Consider the following 15,261-nt stretch of genomic DNA (forward strand, 5'->3'; position numbering starts at 1 on the left):
GGAAACTCGTGGCCGTCGGAGGCCGGGATCGCCGAGCGCGTCCGGACGGTTACCGGGAGCATGGGGGCATGGCGCGACGTCTGGCTGCGGCCCTCCTCCTGGTGGCACTGTCCCCGTTCGTCGCCGAGTTCCTGCTCGGCGACCAGTACCTCAGCGGCACCCCGCGGCCCGGGCAGCAGTTCGGCCAGTTCGGCATGTTCGTCGCCTTCTACGGCAGTGCCGCGCTGCTCATCCGCGAGACCGCCCGGCACCTGAACCGCGGCTGGCCGACCATCCTCACCCTGAGCCTCGCCTTCGGCCTGCTCGAAGAAGGCCTGCTGACGCAGTCGCTGTTCAACCCGGACTACCTCGGCATCCGCGTGCTCGACGCCGGGCACATCCCGGCGCTGGGGATCGGCGCGCCGTGGACGGTGTACGTGCTGACGCTGCACGTCGTGTGGAGCATGGGCACGCCGATCGCGATCACCGAGGCGCTGTTCGGCCGCGAACCGTGGCTGGGCAAGCTCGGCCTGGTGTTCTGGTCGGTCGTGTTCGTCCTCGGCTGCGCCGCCGAGTTCCTGATCTCGCTGCTGGTCGGGCCCGCGCCGTTCATGTCGGCGCCGGCCCAGCTGATCGTGGCCGGGCTGATCGTGATCGGGCTGGTGGTCCTGGCGATCCGCGGGTTCCGCAAGCCGCCGCGCGACGCGCCGAAGGGCAACCACTGGGCCGGGTTCGCGGTCGGCCTGGTCGCCGGCACGGGCGTGCAGCTGCTGGAACGCTGGGAGTCGATCTCGCCGTGGCTGCTGGCCGCGCTGATGCTGGCGCTGGTCGTAGTGGCCGCCGTGGTCGTGCGGGCCCTGAACCCGCCGGCGTTCGCGCCGGCGGCGGGAACCCTGCTGACGTACTGCTGGGTCGGCCTCAACACCGCGATCGGCCAGGGTGTGGTGGCGATCATCGAGCAGTCGGTGCTGGTCGCCATCGCGGTGGCGCTGCTGCTGGTGACGGCCCGCCGGACCACGGCGGAATACTGAATGTCCACAGTGGACAGCGCCTGGCGGGACGCCGTCCAGTGTGGACTCAGGTGCCGGCCGGCTCGGTCAGCCGGGCGGCGTCGACGGCGCGGCGCATGGCCGCCGCGGTGGCGGGGCAGTCCGGTGCGATCGCGATCGCGGTGTTGACGAGCACCGCGTCCGCGCCGAGCGCCAGCGCGTCCGAGACGTGCCCGGGGGTGCCGAGCCCGCCTTCGACGACGACCGGGACGTCGACGGTTTCGATCACCGCCCGCACGGCGGCCGGGTCGAGCACACCTTGCGCGCTGGCGACCGGCGACGCCAGCACGCGCAACGCCACGGCACCGAGGCCGACGAGCCGGTTCGCCAGCTCGACGTCCGGGCAGATGAAGGGCAGCACGGAAAACCCGGCGTCGACCAGGGTTTCCGCCGCGGCGACGGTGGGTTCGCCGTCGGGCAGGTTGCCCGGCGTGCGGACGTCCAGCTTGATCACCTCGATGCCGAACGCGTCGCGCAGCTTCTTCGCGGTGTCCACGGCTTCCTCGGCCGAGTAGGCGAACGAGGTCGTCCCGATCCAGCCGTACCGGGTGAGGTCCATCGCCTCGTCGAGGTCGGAAAGCAGGAGGCTGGCCCGGTTCCCGCCGGGGTCGTAGGTGGTGATGAAGACGTCGCAGCCGCCGGCGGCCAGGACGTCGGCGACGAGCCGGGGGTCGGAGTACTGCTCGATCCCGACGATCAGCCGGGATGTGAAGGAGACCCCGCCGGTCACCAGCCAGGGTTGTCCGGCGGGGGCGTCAGCCGGTCGGTTCGCGTCGTGCACGATCCTCCTCGTCAGATCGACGACTTCGACACCGGCGGCGGCCGGCGCCCACGATCGAGGATGCCGCATCCTGGTCTGGACCAATAAAGCGCCCCTCCCCGAACGGTTTCGCTAGGGTCTCCGACCATGGATTTCCAAGACGTGGTGCGACGGCGGCGGATGGTCCGGGAGTTCGGCCCCGAGCCGGTGCCCGCCGAGAGCCTGGAGCGCATCCTCGACAACGCGACGCGCGGGCCGTCCGCCGGGTTTTCGCAGGGGCAGGCGTTCCTGGTGCTCGAAGGCGAGGCGCTCGGGCCTTTCTGGACCGTGGGCCTGGACGCCGTGCAGGAGTCGGTGCGCAGCGCGCCGCTGGTGATCGTGCCGCTGTCGTGCAAGCGGGTGTACCTGGACCGGTACGCCGAACCGGACAAGGGCTGGACCGATCGCGACGAAGCGCGGTGGCCGGTGCCGTTCTGGCACATCGACACCGGGATGGCGGCGCTGCTGATCCTGCAGACCGTCGTCGACGAAGGACTGGGCGCGCTGTACTTCGGCATCGTCCCCGAGCAGGTGGCGCCGTTCCGTGCGCTGTACGGCGTGCCCGACGACCAGGAACCGATCGGCGCCATCGCCATCGGGTACCCGGCGGAGACCGTCCCGGTCGACCGGGAGCGGTTCAAGCGGCGCCGGAAGCCGCCGGCCGACGTCGTGCACCGCGGCCGCTGGAGCTGACGCCCGGTTCCGACCGTGGAATTCGTAGCGGCCCGTGTCGCCGCCGTCGCTTTCCGGGGTCCGGTTGCGCCGGTCGAGTCGGCCTTTCGCATTCAGCTAGCGAGGGCCAAACGGCCGTGCCAAATTGATCCCATGAGCGAATACCCGAGTTATCCGGCTTCGTCCGACCCATCCGCTTCGAGCGCCGCCGCCCCCGCCCGCCCGCGCACGATCGAGATCTCGTTCTGGGCGTTCATCGCCTCGACGGTGATCAGCCTGATCGGCGGCATCCTGGTCTTCGGCAACAGGGACGACCTCACCAACGCCACCCGCGACGCCAGCAGGCAGAACGGCACCGGCCTGACCGAAGCCCAGATCGACGCGGCGGTCACCATCGGCCTCGTCGTGGCCGTGGTGATCGCGGTCGTGATCGCCCTGCTGTTCCTGCTGTTCGCCTTCAAGCTCCGCGCCGGCCGCAACTGGGCCCGCATCGTGCTCACGGTCCTGACCGCGCTCCAGCTGCTGTCGGTCCTGGTCGGCCAGAGCACCTGGGTCACCTACGTCAGTGTCCTCGCCGCGCTGATCGGCGTCGTGTACTCGTTCCTGGCGCCCTCGAGCGCGTACATCAACTCGGTGAAGGCCGTGCGCTGAACCCCGCAGGTCGCGCCGTGTCCCCCGGCGGCGCGACCTGGGGGCGGCCGGCTTCACCGGACGAGCTTGATCCCCGACGCCATCGCGCAGAAGCACAGCACCCAGAGCACGATCGGGCCGGACGCGCCGCTGAACTCGACGAGCTGCCCGACCTTCATCTTGATCTTGTCGAACCGCGCTTCGAACGCCGCGATGATCAAAAACGAAGCCAGGGCCGCCGCCGGAAGCCCGATGATGGCGGGGAAGTGGTCGGTGACCAGATCCCGCGCCCACGGTTCCTGCTTCCAGGACGCGACGGCGACGGGGAGGGTGAACACGATCGATTGGGCGAGAGCCACCAAGCCGCCGAGCCACACCACCGCGTGCCGGGCTTCGAGCGCCGGTGACGCCGCCGGAAGGCCGATGAGCGCCGGTGACGGTCAGCCGAGGGCCGTGCGGGCGGCTTCGACGTCCGGGTGGATCTCCAGGATCTCGGCCAGCCCCAGCAGCGAGATCGGCCGGAGCACCGCGCGCTGCTTCGTGACGAGGACGAACCTCGTGCCGGCCGCGACGGCGGCGCGGTGGGCGTGGATCAGCGCCGTCAGTCCGGTGGAGTCGCAGAACGTCACTTCGGACAGGTCGGCGAGCACCGGGGCACCGGCCTCGATGGCCGCCGCCAGGCGGTCGCGCAGCTCGCCGGAGACCGACGCGTCGATTTCGCCGATCGCCTTGAGCACCGTCGCGGCGCCGGTGGACGTCAGCTCGAGCGCGAAGTTGACGCGGGCGGGCGGGCCTTCGATCACCGGTGGACTCCTCGGGGACGGCGTGGAACCACGCATGACACAACCACGGCTGGCGTCTCAACCGTCTTGGTAGGACCGTAGCAGCCGGGACCGGCGGCGGCGCTGCTCCGGATGCCGGGAAGCCGCGTACGGTATGGGAGCGGAGACTGAGGAGGTCCTGGCGTGGATTGGTTCCTTGACCGGCAGGACCGCGCCTCCGCGTCGCTGCTGCGCCGTGAGATCACCGGCTACCTCGCCCGGCACGCCGTCGGCCAGGCCGAGCAGATCGACGACGCCGCGTTGATCGTGGCGGAGCTGCTCGCGAACGCCTACGACCACGGCCGCGGCGACATCTGGGTGTCGCTCCAGTGGACCGAAGTCCGGCCCGTGCTCGAAGTGCACGACATGGGCGAGGCGTTCGCGCTGCCGCGGGAAGCGCCCTCGGCGGAGCAGTACCGCGGGCGTGGCCTGTGGATCGTGTCGCAGTTCTCCTCCGAGCTGGCCGTGGCCGCGAAGCGCGCCGGAGGGAAGGTCGTGCGGTCGGTGCTGCCCGTGGCCCGCCCGGTGGAGCTGTCGATCGATCCGCCCGCGCGCCGCGCCGGCCCGCTGCCCGCCTTGTCCGAGGCCCGTCCCGAGGGCGGTTTCGGCCGGGAGAGTTTCCTGCGCGCCCTGGTCGTGCAGCTGTCGACGGCCGTCGAGCAGCAGCAGGGCCCGGCAGCGGCGCAGCGCGCGATCGCCCAGGTCGCGGCCGACATCGGCGGTCAGATGGAGCAGGAGTACCGCGACGCCATCGCCGTGCGGGCGGCCCAGCTGACCCCCGAGCAGATCGCCGAATGCCTGGTGCGGCTGAAGGCGGCGATCGGCGGCACGTTCCAGGTCGTCGAGATCACCGGCGACCGGCTGGTCTTCGTCAACTCCGACTGCCCGTTCGGCGCCGCGGTGCGCCAGTCGCCGTCGCTGTGCCGGATGACGTCCTCGGTGTTCGGCGGCATCGCGGCCCGCAACGTCGGTTCGTCGGCGGTGACGCTGGAGGAGCGCATCGCGATGGGCGACCCCCAGTGCCGGGTGGTCGTCCACCTCGGCGAGGCGGCGGCGAAAGCGGAGAACGCCCACCGCTACGCCGCGACGGTCTGAGGCTCACCGGCGCCGGAAGGCCAGCAGCGCGATGTCGTCCTCCGCGGCTTCGCCGAAGCGGTCCAGCAGTGTGTCGCACAACGACTCCAGGTCCGCGTCGTGGGCGACCGCCGCCTGGAGCAGGTCCATGCCGTCGTCGATGGTGCTGCCCCGGCGCTCGAGCAGGCCGTCCGTCACCAGCAGCATCAGCGTGCCGGGGTCGAGGGTCAGCGACGTCGCGGGCGGGCGGGGCAGGCCGATGCCCAGGAGCGGTCCGGCGATCTCGACGTACCGCGCGCCGGACGCGTCGGCGAGCAGCGGCGGGACGTGGCCCGCGCTCGCGATCTCCAGCGCGCCCGACGCGGGGTCGAGCACGACGAGGCAGAGCGTGGTGAGGCTGCGCGGGTGGTACCGGTGCAGCATCGCGTCCAGCAGGTGCAGGATCCCGACCGGCCCGTGCCCCTCCACCGCGTACGCGCGCAGGGCGTGCCGGACCTCGCCCATCACGGTCGCCGCTTCGATGGAGTGGCCGACGACGTCGCCGACGGCGATCAGCAGCCGGCCGCCACCGAGGTCGGAGACCTCGTAGAAGTCGCCGCCGATCTCCGCGTTGTCGCTCGCCGGGGCGTACCGCGCGGCCATCTCCAGCTCGGGCCGGGCCGGGAGCTCCCGGGGCAGCAGGCTCTGCTGCAGCGTCAGGGCGAGCTGGTGCTCTTCGGAGAACGTCCGCATCGCCTCGCACGCGAGCGCCGTCGCCTGGCCCAGCTGCAGCAGCAGGTTGCGGTCGTCCTCGGACCGGATCGCCCGCGCCGCCACCGTGATCGCGACGGGCAGCTTCGACGGGTTCGGGGAGACCAGGGCCACCGTCGAAAGCCCGTCCGGGGCCGCGAAGACCGAGGACGCCGGCGCGTCGGGGCCCGCCGCCCCGGTGACCTGGTCCAGCGCGCGCAGGGTGTCCGCGTGGACGACCGGGACGTCGGCGGGGCTGTCGGTGGCGGCGGAGCGCACCAGGCCGCGGTGGCTCGCGCTCAGGACGGAGGCCGGGCTTTCGAAGATCGTCGCCGCGCCGGTCGCCGCCGCGGCGAGGACGTCGTCGAACGTGCGGGCGCTGTTCATCGCGAGGGTGGCGCGGGTCAGCCGGCCCAGCCGCAGCGCCAGCCGTTCGGCGTGGGTCCGGGCGCGGTAGTACCGCAGGGCGGCTTCGACGGTGGCCACCAGCTCACCGGGGTCGACCGGCTCGACCAGGTAACCGTCCGCGCCGCGGTCGAGGCCGGTGGTGCGGTCCTCGACCTCGATGGCCGTGGCGGAGATGTGGATGACGGGCATCGCGGCCGTGCGGGGGTCGCCCTTGACCCGCTCGCAGACCTCGAACCCGCTCATGTCCGGCAGGTGGACGTCCAGCAGGACGAGGTCCAGCTCCTCTTCCGCGACGGCCTCGAGCGCCTCCCGGCCGGTGCGGGCCTCGGTGACGCGGTAGCCGTTGCGGCGCAGCCAGCTGCTGGTCAGGTACCGGCTGGGCTCGAGGTCGTCGACGACCAGGATGCTGGCCCGCCCGGCCGGGCCGGCGTCGTCGAGAGGGGAGCTCATCTGCGCACCGTCCCGGCCACCACCGCGAATGCTTCGCCGATGGCGAGTCCGAGGGTTTCCGGCGTGACCTGCGACTTGAGCAGCAGGCCGGCCCGGAGACCGGCGCCGGTCAGGTCCAGTCCTTCGGGCGCCCCCGAGGTGACCACGACCACCGGGACGTCGCGCAGGTCGGGCTTTTCCCGCAGCACCTGGAGTACCTCCTTGCCGTTCATCCCGGGCATGAACAGGTCCAGGAAGATCAGGCCGGGCCGGTGCTCGTCGAGGGCTTCGATCGCCTCGCGCCCGTCCGCGGCGTGCCGGACGTCGGCGGTGACGCCGTGGACCAGCCGGGCGAGCCGGACCCGGAAGTCGGCGTCGTCGTCCACGATGAGCACCGAGTCGACGCGCGCCGGGGTGGCCCGGGACGGGTCGGGGCGCGGCAGCCGCAGCACGACGGTGGTGCCCACGCCGTGCTCACTGGACAGCGTCAGGCCGCCGCCCAGGATCTCCGCGAGCCGGCGCGCGTACGGCAGGCCGAGCCCGGTGCCCGGCGACGCGGCCTGCAGGTCGTTGTGGACCTGGTGGAACTCTTCGAAGACGCGGTCCTGCTGGTCGGCGGGGATGCCGATGCCGGTGTCCGAGACGGTGAACCGGACGTCGCCGGAGTCGGCGTCGATGGTCAGCCGGACCTCGCCGTGTTCGGTGAACTTGAGGCTGTTGGACAGCAGGTTGCGCAGGATGCGCACGAGCATGGTCTCGTCGGTGACCAGCTCGGGTGCCGGGCCGGGCTCCTCGATCACCAGCTTGACGTCGGGCGAGGTCACGGTCGAGCGCAGGCCGCCCCGCAGCTGGAGGCAGACGGCGGTCAGGTCGACCTGCGTCGGCTGCGCGACCAGCCGGCCGGACTCGGCTTTCGCGGTGTCGAGCAGCTCGTTGACCAGGGAAAGCACGGTCGAGCCCGCGTCGTTGACCAGGCTCACCTGACGGCGCTGGTCGTCGGTGAGCGGATCGGCGCCGGGCCCGGTCAGCAGGCGGGCGAGGCCGATGACGGAGTTGATCGGCGCCCGCAGCTCGTGGCTGATGTTGGACCAGAACCGGGTCTTCGCCTCGCTGGCCGCCTTGAGCTGGCTCGACTTCTCGTTGAGCTCGGCGTAGAGGGCGACGACGCCGCGGTTCGTTTCCTCGAGCTCCTCGGAGAGTTCCTTGTAGAGCGCGACGACACCGTGGTTGGTCTCTTCGAGCTCCTCGTTGAGCCGCATCAGTTCCTGGCTTTTCGCTTCGAGGCTTTCCAGGGTTTCGAGCAGTTCCTGGTTCTGCGCCCGCAGCTCGTCCATCGGGGTGGTCACCCCGCGCTGCTCCAGGACCTGGCGCAGCCGGTCGAGGTCGGCGGCGGTGGGGGACTTCGCCGCGGGGGAGCGCAGTTTGTGCAGCGCGACCAGGTTCTGGCCGGCTTCGCGGGTGACGCGCACGTCGTCCATCAGCCGGTCCGCGGTGCTCCGGCCGCTCCGGAGCACCGTGTCGGCGGCGTCGCCGTGCCAGGCGAACTCGACGACGAGCGCGGGCGGTGCCTCCTTGAGGACGAACCGGACGGTGGCCTGCACCCCGGCGTGCACGAGGTCGCGCCCGATGTCGCTGAGCACGGTGGCGACCCGGACCTGGTCCTGGCCCTCCAAACCGGCCGCGGCGGCCACTTCGCGGCCGCACCGGCGGATCGTGAACACGTCGGGTTCCGCGCCGACCGGCAGCCGGATCAGCTCGTCGCGCTGCCGGCCGGTCATGGGCGGGGCTTGCCGACGAGCACGCCGGCGTCGTCGTGGCGGATCCCGGCGTCGCGCAAAAGGGCCGCCGCGATCGCGAGGGGAGTGGCGGCGAACAGCCGCTCACGGCCTTCGACGCTCCAGCGCTCGGTGAGGCCGTCGGAGTGCAGGACCACCGTCGCGCCGGGCGGCAGCGGGTAGTCGAACGCGCGGATCGTGCGGGCCTGGTGCCCGGCGACCCCGGGCGCCGAGATCATGCCCTGCTTGCGGCCGTCGGCGACGACGCAGCCGGCGATGTTGCCCAGGCCGGCGAACCGCACGGTGCCGGCGGCGGTGTTGATCTCCGCGACGGCGACCGCGCCGCCGCGGGTCCGGCGCAGGGCCTCGTGGATGTGTTTCACGACCGCCTCCGGCGAGGCCGTCACGTGGTCGCGGAAGACGTCGGCGGCGGCCCGCGAAGCCGCGGCCGCCAGCGGGCCGTGGCCCGATCCGTCACACATCATCAGCCGGAGCCGGCCGGGCTCGTGGTGGACGGCGTAGGTGTCGCCGCAGACCTCTTCCCCGTCGATGGGCCGGGTGAGCCCGGCGGTGTCGGCTTCGGGGATCTCCTCGAGGGGCGTCCGCCGGGGGTGGAACCGCGCGGTCACCACGGTGCCGCGGCCGGGTTCGGAGAGCACCGACGTCACGTCGGCGAGCCGGCGCACCGCGCCCATGCCGACCCCGAGCGTGCCGGTGGTGGATTCGCCGTCCCGGCCGGACGCGTCGGCGTCGGCCATGCCGGGGCCGCGGTCGATCGCGACGACCTCGACGGCGGCCTGGGTGACGGCCCGGATCGCCCGGATGACCAGCACGCCTTCGACGGCGTGCTTGGTGAGGTTGGTGCCGAGCTCGGTGACGGCCAGCCCGATCTCGGTGGCCCGGACCTCGCCGAACCCGAGCTGGGTGGCGAGCATGGCCGCGGCCCGCCGGGCCCGGCCGTGCGCCGTCGCGTCCTCGACCCGCAGCCAGGCGAAGTCCTCGGTGACGGGGAGGGAGCCGGCGGCGGTCATCGCGCCCACTTGACGACGACGATGTGCGTCCCGCGGCCGACCTCGGTGTCCAGCTCGAACTGGTCCACCAGCCGCTTGGCGCCGCCGAGCCCGAGGCCGAGCCCCTTGCCGCTGCTCCAGCCGTCGGCCAGGGCCACGGTGACGTCCGGGATGCCGGGGCCCTCGTCGTGGAAACTCGCCCGGACGCCCTTGCGGCGGCCGTCGGTGACCTCTTCGACGCGGGCCGTCCCGCCGCCGCCGTAGATCAGGGTGTTGCGCGCGAGCTCACTGGTGGCGGTGACCAGCTTGGTCTGGTCCACCAGGGACAGCTTGACCTGCAGGGAGTAGGCGCGGACGAGCTGGCGGACGCGGACGACGTCCTCGTCGGCCCGGATCTCCTGCTCGTCGGTTCTGCCGGGATCGCTCATCCCGTCACCGGAAGGAATCCCTCGTCCGGGCCGGCCGTGCTCCCGTTCCGCCGCGCGGTGAGCGTGCCGAGCACCTTGATCCCGCGCTCGAGGTCGAGCGCCGTGCGCACGTCTCCCAGCGTCAGGCCCAGCTCGACCAGGGTGATGGCCACGGCGGGCCGCATGCCGACGACGACCGTCTCGGCGTCGAACAGCTTCGAGAGCGAGGCGATGGTCGCGAACATCCGGCCGATGAACGAGTCGACGATCTCGACCGCGGAGATGTCGATGACCACGCCGGACGCCCCGGTCGTGCTGATCTTCTCGGCGAGGTCCTCCTGCAGCGCCAGGACACTCTGGTCCTGCAGGTCGATCTGGATGGAGACCAGCAGCATGTCGCCGATCTTCAGGATGGGGACGCGGTCCATCAGCGGGTCCGTTCGCGGGAGCGGCTCACGACGACGCCTTCACGCTGCAGGGCGTGGCGCAGCGCGTCGGCCAGCGTGGCCTTGGTGGTGATGTCGCCGAACTCGATCCCGAGCGCCACGATCGTCTGCGCGATCTGCGGCCGGATGCCCGAGATGATGCATTCGGCGCCCATCAGCCGCGCCGCGACGACGGTCTTGAGCAGGTGCTGGGCGACCTGCGTGTCGACGGCCAGCACACCGGTGATGTCGATGATCGCGTGCTCGGAGCCGGTCTCGACCAGCGCTTCCAGCAGCTTCTCCATGACGACCTGGGTGCGCGCGGAGTCGAGGGTGCCGACCAGGGGTACCGCGAGCACGCCCTCCCAGAGCTTGACCACCGGGGTGGTCAGCTCGAGCAGCTGCTCGGACTGCTCGCGGATGATCTCCTCGCGGGCGGTGGCGTAGGTCTCGAACGTCCACAGCCCGAGCGTGTCGAGCAGGCCCGAAAACGCCAGCACCTCGCGGAAGACCTGGGTGCTCTCGTCGTCCTCGGTCAGCTCGGAGACGGCCTGCTTGAGGGCGAAGACGCCCGCGGCGGTCTCGGACGGGCTGAAGCCCTGCCGGGCCCGGGTCCGGGAGAGGTCGGCCAGCTGCGCCTTGAGCTCGGTGTACTCGGAGCGGGTCAGGTCGCCGTCGAGGGTGATCACGGCGGTGATCGCGGAGTACAGGTCGCGCAGGTCACGCTCGAGCTCGGTGGTCGTCAGCCGCCCGCGCAGCGCCGGACCGGCCAGCTCGGCCCAGCGGCCGACCAGCCGTTCCCCGTCCTTCTCGAGCACCTCAGCCAGCCGGTGGGGCTGCCCGCTTTCCGCTACCACGTTTTCTCCTCGCGACGTCACTGGTGGTGCTGACAGTAGCCGGTCTCCCCGGCCGGGTTTCCCGTCGCGAGGGGGTAGTCCCCGAGGGGGGTGCCCGCGCGTCGCAGTCGGTGCACTTCTCACGAACGGGGGATCGGTGTGACCGGCTCGGCGCCGGGGTAATCCGGGGAAATGACGATGACCAGGGCGTACCGCGGCGGCGAGCTGAAGGAGGAGGGGTTCCCGGTCGAGCGGGTGTCGGACTTCCTCGCCGACGAGGACACGACCGTGTGGGTCGACCTGTGCGAGCCGTCGGAGGCCGACCTCGCCGCGCTGACGGAGGAGTTCGGGCTGCACCGCCTGGCCGTGGAGGACGCCGTCCACGAACACCAGCGCCCCAAGCTGGACCGCTACGACCGCCACGCGTTCCTGACCGCGTACTCGGCCGATTTCGACCAGGAGAGCGGCCGGGTGCGGACCTCCGAGCTGGCCGCGTTCGTGATGCCGCACGCCCTGGTGACGGTCCGCAAGGACGACCGGTTCGCGATGGACGCCGTCGTCGCGCGCTGGGACGCCGCCACGGACCTGGCCGGCTCGGGTGTCCCGTACCTGCTGCACGGGCTGCTCGACTACGTCGTGGACGGGCATTTCGAGGCCGTGCAAGCACTCGACGACGAGATCGAACGCCTGGAGGACCTCGTTTTCGACGACCGCCCGGACCAGGCCGAGCTGCAGCGGCGCTCGTTCCGGCTGCGCAAGAGCCTGACCGCGCTGCGCCGGGTGGTGCTGCCGATGCGCGAGGTCGTCAACGCGCTGATGCGCCGCGACCAGCCGTTCTTCGACGAGGCCACCGCGCCGTACTTCCAGGACGTCTACGACCACGTGCTGCGCGCGTCGGAATGGACGGAGTCGTTGCGGGAGCTGGTTTCCACGATCCGCGAGACGCAGCTGAACCTGCAGGGCAACCGGCTCAACCTGATCATGAAGAAGGTGACGGGCTGGGCCGCGGTGATCGCCGTCCCGACCGCGGTGACCGGGTTCTTCGGCCAGAACGTGCCGTACCCGGGCAGCGGCAGCCCGCTGGGGTTCTGGATGTCGACGCTGGCGATCGTGTTGTTGTCGGCGTTGCTGTTCGGTATTTTCCGCCGACGCGACTGGCTCTGACTACTGGCTGCGCAGCAGGACGAAGCTCGCCCGCGCCACCGTCGTTCCCGCCGACGTCACCCGGCAGGACGTGAAGACCGCGCGCCGGCCGACGCGATCCACTGTGGTCTCGGCCTCCAGCCAGCTGCCGACCGCGGCCGGCGAGAGGAAGTCGACCGTGGAGCTGACCGTGCGGACCACCGCGCCCTCACCGATCGCGTGGCGCGCGGTGCGGCCGGCGGAGATGTCGGCCAGCGTCATCAGGAAGCCGCCGTGGACCGTGCCGAGCGTGTTGCGGTGCTCCTCGCGGACGTGGACCCCGAGGACGCCGTCGTCGTTGACGTGGATCGGCCCGACCAGCGCGACGAACGGCGACGACTCCAGCAGGACGAAGCCCGGCGGCGGGCTGATCACCGGGCCGCCTGCAGGACCCGGGCGGGGCGGCCGAGCCCGGGCGTCCTGGCGGTGTGCGCGGTCACGTCGGCGAGGTCGTCGAGGAGGCGGCCGGCGCCTCGCGCAGGATCTGCCGCCGCCGGGCGACCCCCTTGGCGTACGGGCCGCGACGTGTCGGTTCGGGCATGTCCCGACGGTACCGGGAGTCCGAAAGCACAGCATCGCTGGGCTTTTGGGTACCGTCCTCGGCGTGGGGAGATCGATCACGCCGCCGGGTCGGCGGCCCGGTCGGTGGAGGTGAGGGGCGACGGCCGGAATCCCTTGGCGATCAACCAGATTCCCAGCGACAGCTCCCACAACGCGATCGGGAGCGCGGCCAGCGCCACCACCGGGGCGTCCCGCTCGACGGCGCCGGCCATCGTGGCCAGCGTGGCCGCCAGGAGCAGTGGCGCGCCGACGAACCCGAGCACGGGCAGCGCGCGCGGCACCAGGCGCGAGCGGTAGAGCAGCGAGCCGAGCAGCAGCGCGTTCACCGCCGGCATGAGACTCTGCCCGAGCAGGAACAGCCGGTCGTACAGCGCCACCAGCACCTGACCGCTGACGACCGCGTCGGCGCCGGCGCCGGTCCGCCGCAGCGTCACGACGGTCAGCAGGCACGCGACCCCGGCGATGATCGCCGCGCCCTCCAGGGTCCGGGCACCGACGAAGCCCAGCGCGACGGATTCGTTCTGCCGCTTCAAGATCGGGAACAGGGTGACAGCGGTGCCGACGCAGGCGAAGGCGACAACGACCTCCAAGGCACCGCCGACGACCGCCGCGGTGTCCGGGCCGTCGCCGGTGACGTAGTTGCGGCCGCGCACCGGGCCGTAGAGCGCGAGTGTCGGGATCGAGACGAAGGTGAGCAGGTAGAGCACGCCCGCGACGAGCGCGGTCTTCCTCGGTGAGTCCATGTGCCGCTCCGGCTGTCGGTCTCCGGTGCGCCACGTTACGCGCGTGTGCCGCCGGGGGAAACGATCCGGGACCACCCGCCTGGCCGAGCCCGGCCGCGGCGAGCGCGCCTACGCTGGGGGCGCGCCCCGGACCCAGGCGACCGCAGTCGAACGGCCCGAGGAGACCAGCTGATGACCACCACGCACAAGGAGCTCGACCCCGTCGAGATCGAGCAGATCGGCGCGGAGCTGGACAAGCTGCGCACCCGTGTCGCCGGCGAGCTCGGCGCGGAAGACGCCGACTACATCCACAACGTCGTTGCCGTGCAACGGTTCTGCGAGGTCGCCGGCCGGGTGCTGTTGTTCGCCGGCTGGTTCCCGCCCGCCTGGGCGGGCGGGGTCGCGGCGCTCACGTTGTCGAAGATCCTGGACAACATGGAAATCGGCCACAACGTGATGCACGGCCAGTACGACTGGATGAAGGACCCGGCGCTGAACTCGCGGACGTTCGAGTGGGACATGGTGTGCCCGGGCGAGCAGTGGCGCCGCTCGCACAACTTCATGCACCACACCTACACCAACATCCTCGACAAGGATCGCGACGTCGGTTACGGCATCCTCCGGATCACCGAGGACCAGCCGTGGCACCCGTACTACCTCGGCAACCCGGTCTACGCCGCGGCGCAGGCGGTGTTCTTCGAGTACGGGATCATGCTGCACGACCTCGAGGTCGACCGGATCGTGCAACGGCGGCGCAGCTGGCGCGACGTCGTCCCGCTGCTGAAACCGATGCTGCGCAAGACGGCGCGCCAGGCCGGCCGCGACTACGTGGTCCACCCGCTGCTCACCGGACCGCTCGCGCCGTTGACGCTGTCCGCGAACGTCACGGCCAACGTGCTCCGCAACCTGTGGGCGTTCTCGATCATCTTCTGCGGTCACTTCCCCGACGGCGCCGAGGTTTTCGCCGAGGAGGAGAGCGAGCACGAGACCCGGGGCCAGTGGTACCTGCGCCAGATGCTCGGTTCGGCGAACATCACCGGCAGCCCGCTGTTCCACGTGCTGTCGGGCAACCTCAGCCACCAGATCGAGCACCACCTGTTCCCGGACCTGCCCAGCCACCGCTACCCGCGGATCGCCGCCGAGGTCCGGGAGATCTGCGAGGACCACGGCCTGCCGTACAACACGGGCTCACTGTCCCGGCAGCTCGGCTCGGTGGTCCGCAAGATCTTCCGGCTCGCGCTGCCCGGACGTCCACAGTAGACCGGCGGGCGGGCTACGTCAGGCGGCCCAGCAACGTCTCCACCGTGTCGGTGTTGTCGCGGTGCGCCGCCGCCATCTGCACGTCGTGCGCGGCTTCCGGGTTCGCGTCCGCCGGCACCGTCAGCAGGGTCACGCGGTGCCGGTCCGAAGCGCCGATCACGGTCACCGTGCCGGCTCGCTGCGACCGGAACCCCTCCAGCCGGACCCGCTCGCCGTCGTGGACGATCCGGCGTGGCGGCTCGGAAAAGTCGCCGAGGTGGAACGTGACCCGCTCGATCCGGCCCAGCCGGACGGCCAGTACGGCGAACAGTTCCGGCAGTTCGCCGACCAGGTCGGCCGAGCGCGGCCACCACGCGCCGTCGACATACCCGGTCGTGGGTCCCTTCGGCTTCAACCGCAGCCGGAGCGCGTGCTCTTCGGCCGCGGGGGCGGTGACTGTGTGTGGGACCGACGTCATGTCGGTTCTCCCGTCTCCGGCCGCCGATCGCGCCCG

At 71.7% G+C, this 15,261-nt stretch carries 18 protein-coding genes; 6 read left to right on the forward strand and 12 right to left on the reverse strand.

The window, feature by feature from the left end:
* Window positions 1–68 precede the first annotated feature (68 nt).
* Entirely contained in the window at window positions 69–1,010 is a 942-nt protein-coding gene (locus tag OG494_RS47110) for a hypothetical protein (RefSeq protein WP_328450175.1), read from the forward strand.
* 46 nt (window positions 1,011–1,056) lie between these two features.
* Here the strand turns inward: OG494_RS47110 and OG494_RS47115 are convergent, their stop codons facing one another.
* On the reverse strand, window positions 1,057–1,809 hold the full coding sequence (locus tag OG494_RS47115; protein WP_328450177.1) for a HisA/HisF-related TIM barrel protein: 753 nt from the start codon (window positions 1,807–1,809) through the stop codon (window positions 1,057–1,059).
* Window positions 1,810–1,935: 126 nt separating this feature from the next.
* Here OG494_RS47115 and OG494_RS47120 point away from each other — a divergent pair, with 126 nt between their 5' ends.
* Together OG494_RS47120 and OG494_RS47125 are read left to right on the forward strand one after the other, a co-directional pair.
* Window positions 1,936–2,520 (forward strand): nitroreductase family protein, encoded by a 585-nt coding sequence (locus OG494_RS47120; protein ID WP_328450179.1) that lies wholly within the window; start codon window positions 1,936–1,938, stop codon window positions 2,518–2,520.
* A 132-nt stretch (window positions 2,521–2,652) separates the two neighbouring features.
* Window positions 2,653–3,150: a hypothetical protein gene (locus tag OG494_RS47125; RefSeq protein WP_328450181.1), complete on the forward strand. Its 498-nt coding sequence runs from the start codon at window positions 2,653–2,655 to the stop codon at window positions 3,148–3,150.
* A 53-nt stretch (window positions 3,151–3,203) separates the two neighbouring features.
* Here the strand turns inward: OG494_RS47125 and OG494_RS47130 are convergent, their stop codons facing one another.
* Entirely contained in the window at window positions 3,204–3,488 is a 285-nt protein-coding gene (locus OG494_RS47130; RefSeq protein WP_328450183.1) for a hypothetical protein, read from the reverse strand.
* A gap of 81 nt (window positions 3,489–3,569) precedes the next feature.
* Window positions 3,570–3,932, reverse strand: a complete 363-nt coding sequence (locus tag OG494_RS47135; RefSeq protein ID WP_328450185.1) for an STAS domain-containing protein — start codon at window positions 3,930–3,932, stop codon at window positions 3,570–3,572.
* A 162-nt stretch (window positions 3,933–4,094) separates the two neighbouring features.
* Between OG494_RS47135 and OG494_RS47140 the strand changes: the two genes are divergently transcribed.
* The gene (locus OG494_RS47140) at window positions 4,095–5,045 is read left to right on the forward strand and encodes a methanogen output domain 1-containing protein (protein ID WP_328450187.1); all 951 of its coding nucleotides are present in this window, start codon (window positions 4,095–4,097) and stop codon (window positions 5,043–5,045) included.
* Window positions 5,046–5,048: 3 nt separating this feature from the next.
* Here OG494_RS47140 and OG494_RS47145 read toward each other — a convergent pair whose 3' ends face one another.
* From OG494_RS47145 to OG494_RS47170, 6 genes are read right to left on the reverse strand one after another with little or no spacing between them, the layout of a single operon-like run.
* On the reverse strand, window positions 5,049–6,611 hold the full coding sequence (locus OG494_RS47145; protein WP_328450189.1) for a SpoIIE family protein phosphatase: 1,563 nt from the start codon (window positions 6,609–6,611) through the stop codon (window positions 5,049–5,051).
* Complete coding sequence (locus OG494_RS47150; RefSeq protein ID WP_328450191.1) at window positions 6,608–8,368, reverse strand: ATP-binding response regulator; 1,761 nt, start codon at window positions 8,366–8,368, stop codon at window positions 6,608–6,610. Before OG494_RS47150 ends, OG494_RS47145 begins: the two co-directional genes overlap by 4 nt.
* Window positions 8,365–9,396: an ATP-binding SpoIIE family protein phosphatase gene (locus OG494_RS47155; RefSeq protein ID WP_328450193.1), complete on the reverse strand. Its 1,032-nt coding sequence runs from the start codon at window positions 9,394–9,396 to the stop codon at window positions 8,365–8,367. The genes OG494_RS47150 and OG494_RS47155 overlap by 4 nt, the downstream gene beginning before the upstream one ends.
* Entirely contained in the window at window positions 9,393–9,803 is a 411-nt protein-coding gene (locus tag OG494_RS47160; RefSeq protein ID WP_328450195.1) for an anti-sigma regulatory factor, read from the reverse strand. Before OG494_RS47160 ends, OG494_RS47155 begins: the two co-directional genes overlap by 4 nt.
* Window positions 9,800–10,210, reverse strand: coding sequence for an STAS domain-containing protein (locus OG494_RS47165; protein WP_328450197.1), 411 nt, complete (start codon window positions 10,208–10,210; stop codon window positions 9,800–9,802). The genes OG494_RS47160 and OG494_RS47165 overlap by 4 nt, the downstream gene beginning before the upstream one ends.
* A complete protein-coding gene (locus OG494_RS47170; protein WP_328450199.1) occupies window positions 10,210–11,064 on the reverse strand; it encodes an STAS domain-containing protein in 855 nt (284 codons plus the stop codon). Before OG494_RS47170 ends, OG494_RS47165 begins: the two co-directional genes overlap by 1 nt.
* A 171-nt stretch (window positions 11,065–11,235) precedes the next feature.
* On the opposite strand from OG494_RS47170, the gene OG494_RS47175 reads away from it, so the two are divergent.
* A complete protein-coding gene (locus OG494_RS47175) occupies window positions 11,236–12,207 on the forward strand; it encodes a magnesium transporter CorA family protein (protein WP_328450201.1) in 972 nt (323 codons plus the stop codon).
* Here OG494_RS47175 and OG494_RS47180 read toward each other — a convergent pair whose 3' ends face one another.
* Window positions 12,208–12,600: a PaaI family thioesterase gene (locus OG494_RS47180; RefSeq protein ID WP_328450203.1), complete on the reverse strand. Its 393-nt coding sequence runs from the start codon at window positions 12,598–12,600 to the stop codon at window positions 12,208–12,210.
* Between the two features lie 242 nt (window positions 12,601–12,842).
* Window positions 12,843–13,529, reverse strand: coding sequence for a DUF4386 domain-containing protein (locus tag OG494_RS47185; protein WP_328450205.1), 687 nt, complete (start codon window positions 13,527–13,529; stop codon window positions 12,843–12,845).
* Between the two features lie 171 nt (window positions 13,530–13,700).
* Here OG494_RS47185 and OG494_RS47190 point away from each other — a divergent pair, with 171 nt between their 5' ends.
* Window positions 13,701–14,768 carry a fatty acid desaturase family protein gene (locus OG494_RS47190; protein WP_328450207.1) on the forward strand — a complete coding sequence of 356 codons (1,068 nt, stop codon included), beginning with the start codon at window positions 13,701–13,703 and terminating at the stop codon, window positions 14,766–14,768.
* A gap of 13 nt (window positions 14,769–14,781) precedes the next feature.
* Here the strand turns inward: OG494_RS47190 and OG494_RS47195 are convergent, their stop codons facing one another.
* The gene (locus OG494_RS47195) at window positions 14,782–15,225 is read right to left on the reverse strand and encodes a DUF5994 family protein (RefSeq protein ID WP_328450209.1); all 444 of its coding nucleotides are present in this window, start codon (window positions 15,223–15,225) and stop codon (window positions 14,782–14,784) included.
* Window positions 15,226–15,261: the final 36 nt, after the last annotated feature.

Source organism: Amycolatopsis sp. NBC_00438 (genome assembly GCF_036026695.1).
Classification (GTDB): Bacteria; Actinomycetota; Actinomycetes; order Mycobacteriales; family Pseudonocardiaceae; genus Amycolatopsis.

What these genes read in the sequence shown, in the direction of transcription:
- OG494_RS47155 (WP_328450193.1), bottom strand. Translation starts at nt 9,396, where the DNA reads ATGACCGCCGCCGGCTCCCTCCCCGTCACCGAGGACTTCGCCTGGCTG.
- OG494_RS47175 (WP_328450201.1), top strand. Translation starts at nt 11,236, where the DNA reads ATGACGATGACCAGGGCGTACCGCGGCGGCGAGCTGAAGGAGGAGGGG.
- OG494_RS47110 (WP_328450175.1), top strand. Translation starts at nt 69, where the DNA reads ATGGCGCGACGTCTGGCTGCGGCCCTCCTCCTGGTGGCACTGTCCCCG.
- OG494_RS47160 (WP_328450195.1), bottom strand. Translation starts at nt 9,803, where the DNA reads ATGAGCGATCCCGGCAGAACCGACGAGCAGGAGATCCGGGCCGACGAG.
- OG494_RS47150 (WP_328450191.1), bottom strand. Translation starts at nt 8,368, where the DNA reads ATGACCGGCCGGCAGCGCGACGAGCTGATCCGGCTGCCGGTCGGCGCG.
- OG494_RS47190 (WP_328450207.1), top strand. Translation starts at nt 13,701, where the DNA reads ATGACCACCACGCACAAGGAGCTCGACCCCGTCGAGATCGAGCAGATC.
- OG494_RS47195 (WP_328450209.1), bottom strand. Translation starts at nt 15,225, where the DNA reads ATGACGTCGGTCCCACACACAGTCACCGCCCCCGCGGCCGAAGAGCAC.
- OG494_RS47185 (WP_328450205.1), bottom strand. Translation starts at nt 13,529, where the DNA reads ATGGACTCACCGAGGAAGACCGCGCTCGTCGCGGGCGTGCTCTACCTG.
- OG494_RS47125 (WP_328450181.1), top strand. Translation starts at nt 2,653, where the DNA reads ATGAGCGAATACCCGAGTTATCCGGCTTCGTCCGACCCATCCGCTTCG.
- OG494_RS47120 (WP_328450179.1), top strand. Translation starts at nt 1,936, where the DNA reads ATGGATTTCCAAGACGTGGTGCGACGGCGGCGGATGGTCCGGGAGTTC.
- OG494_RS47165 (WP_328450197.1), bottom strand. Translation starts at nt 10,210, where the DNA reads ATGGACCGCGTCCCCATCCTGAAGATCGGCGACATGCTGCTGGTCTCC.
- OG494_RS47145 (WP_328450189.1), bottom strand. Translation starts at nt 6,611, where the DNA reads ATGAGCTCCCCTCTCGACGACGCCGGCCCGGCCGGGCGGGCCAGCATC.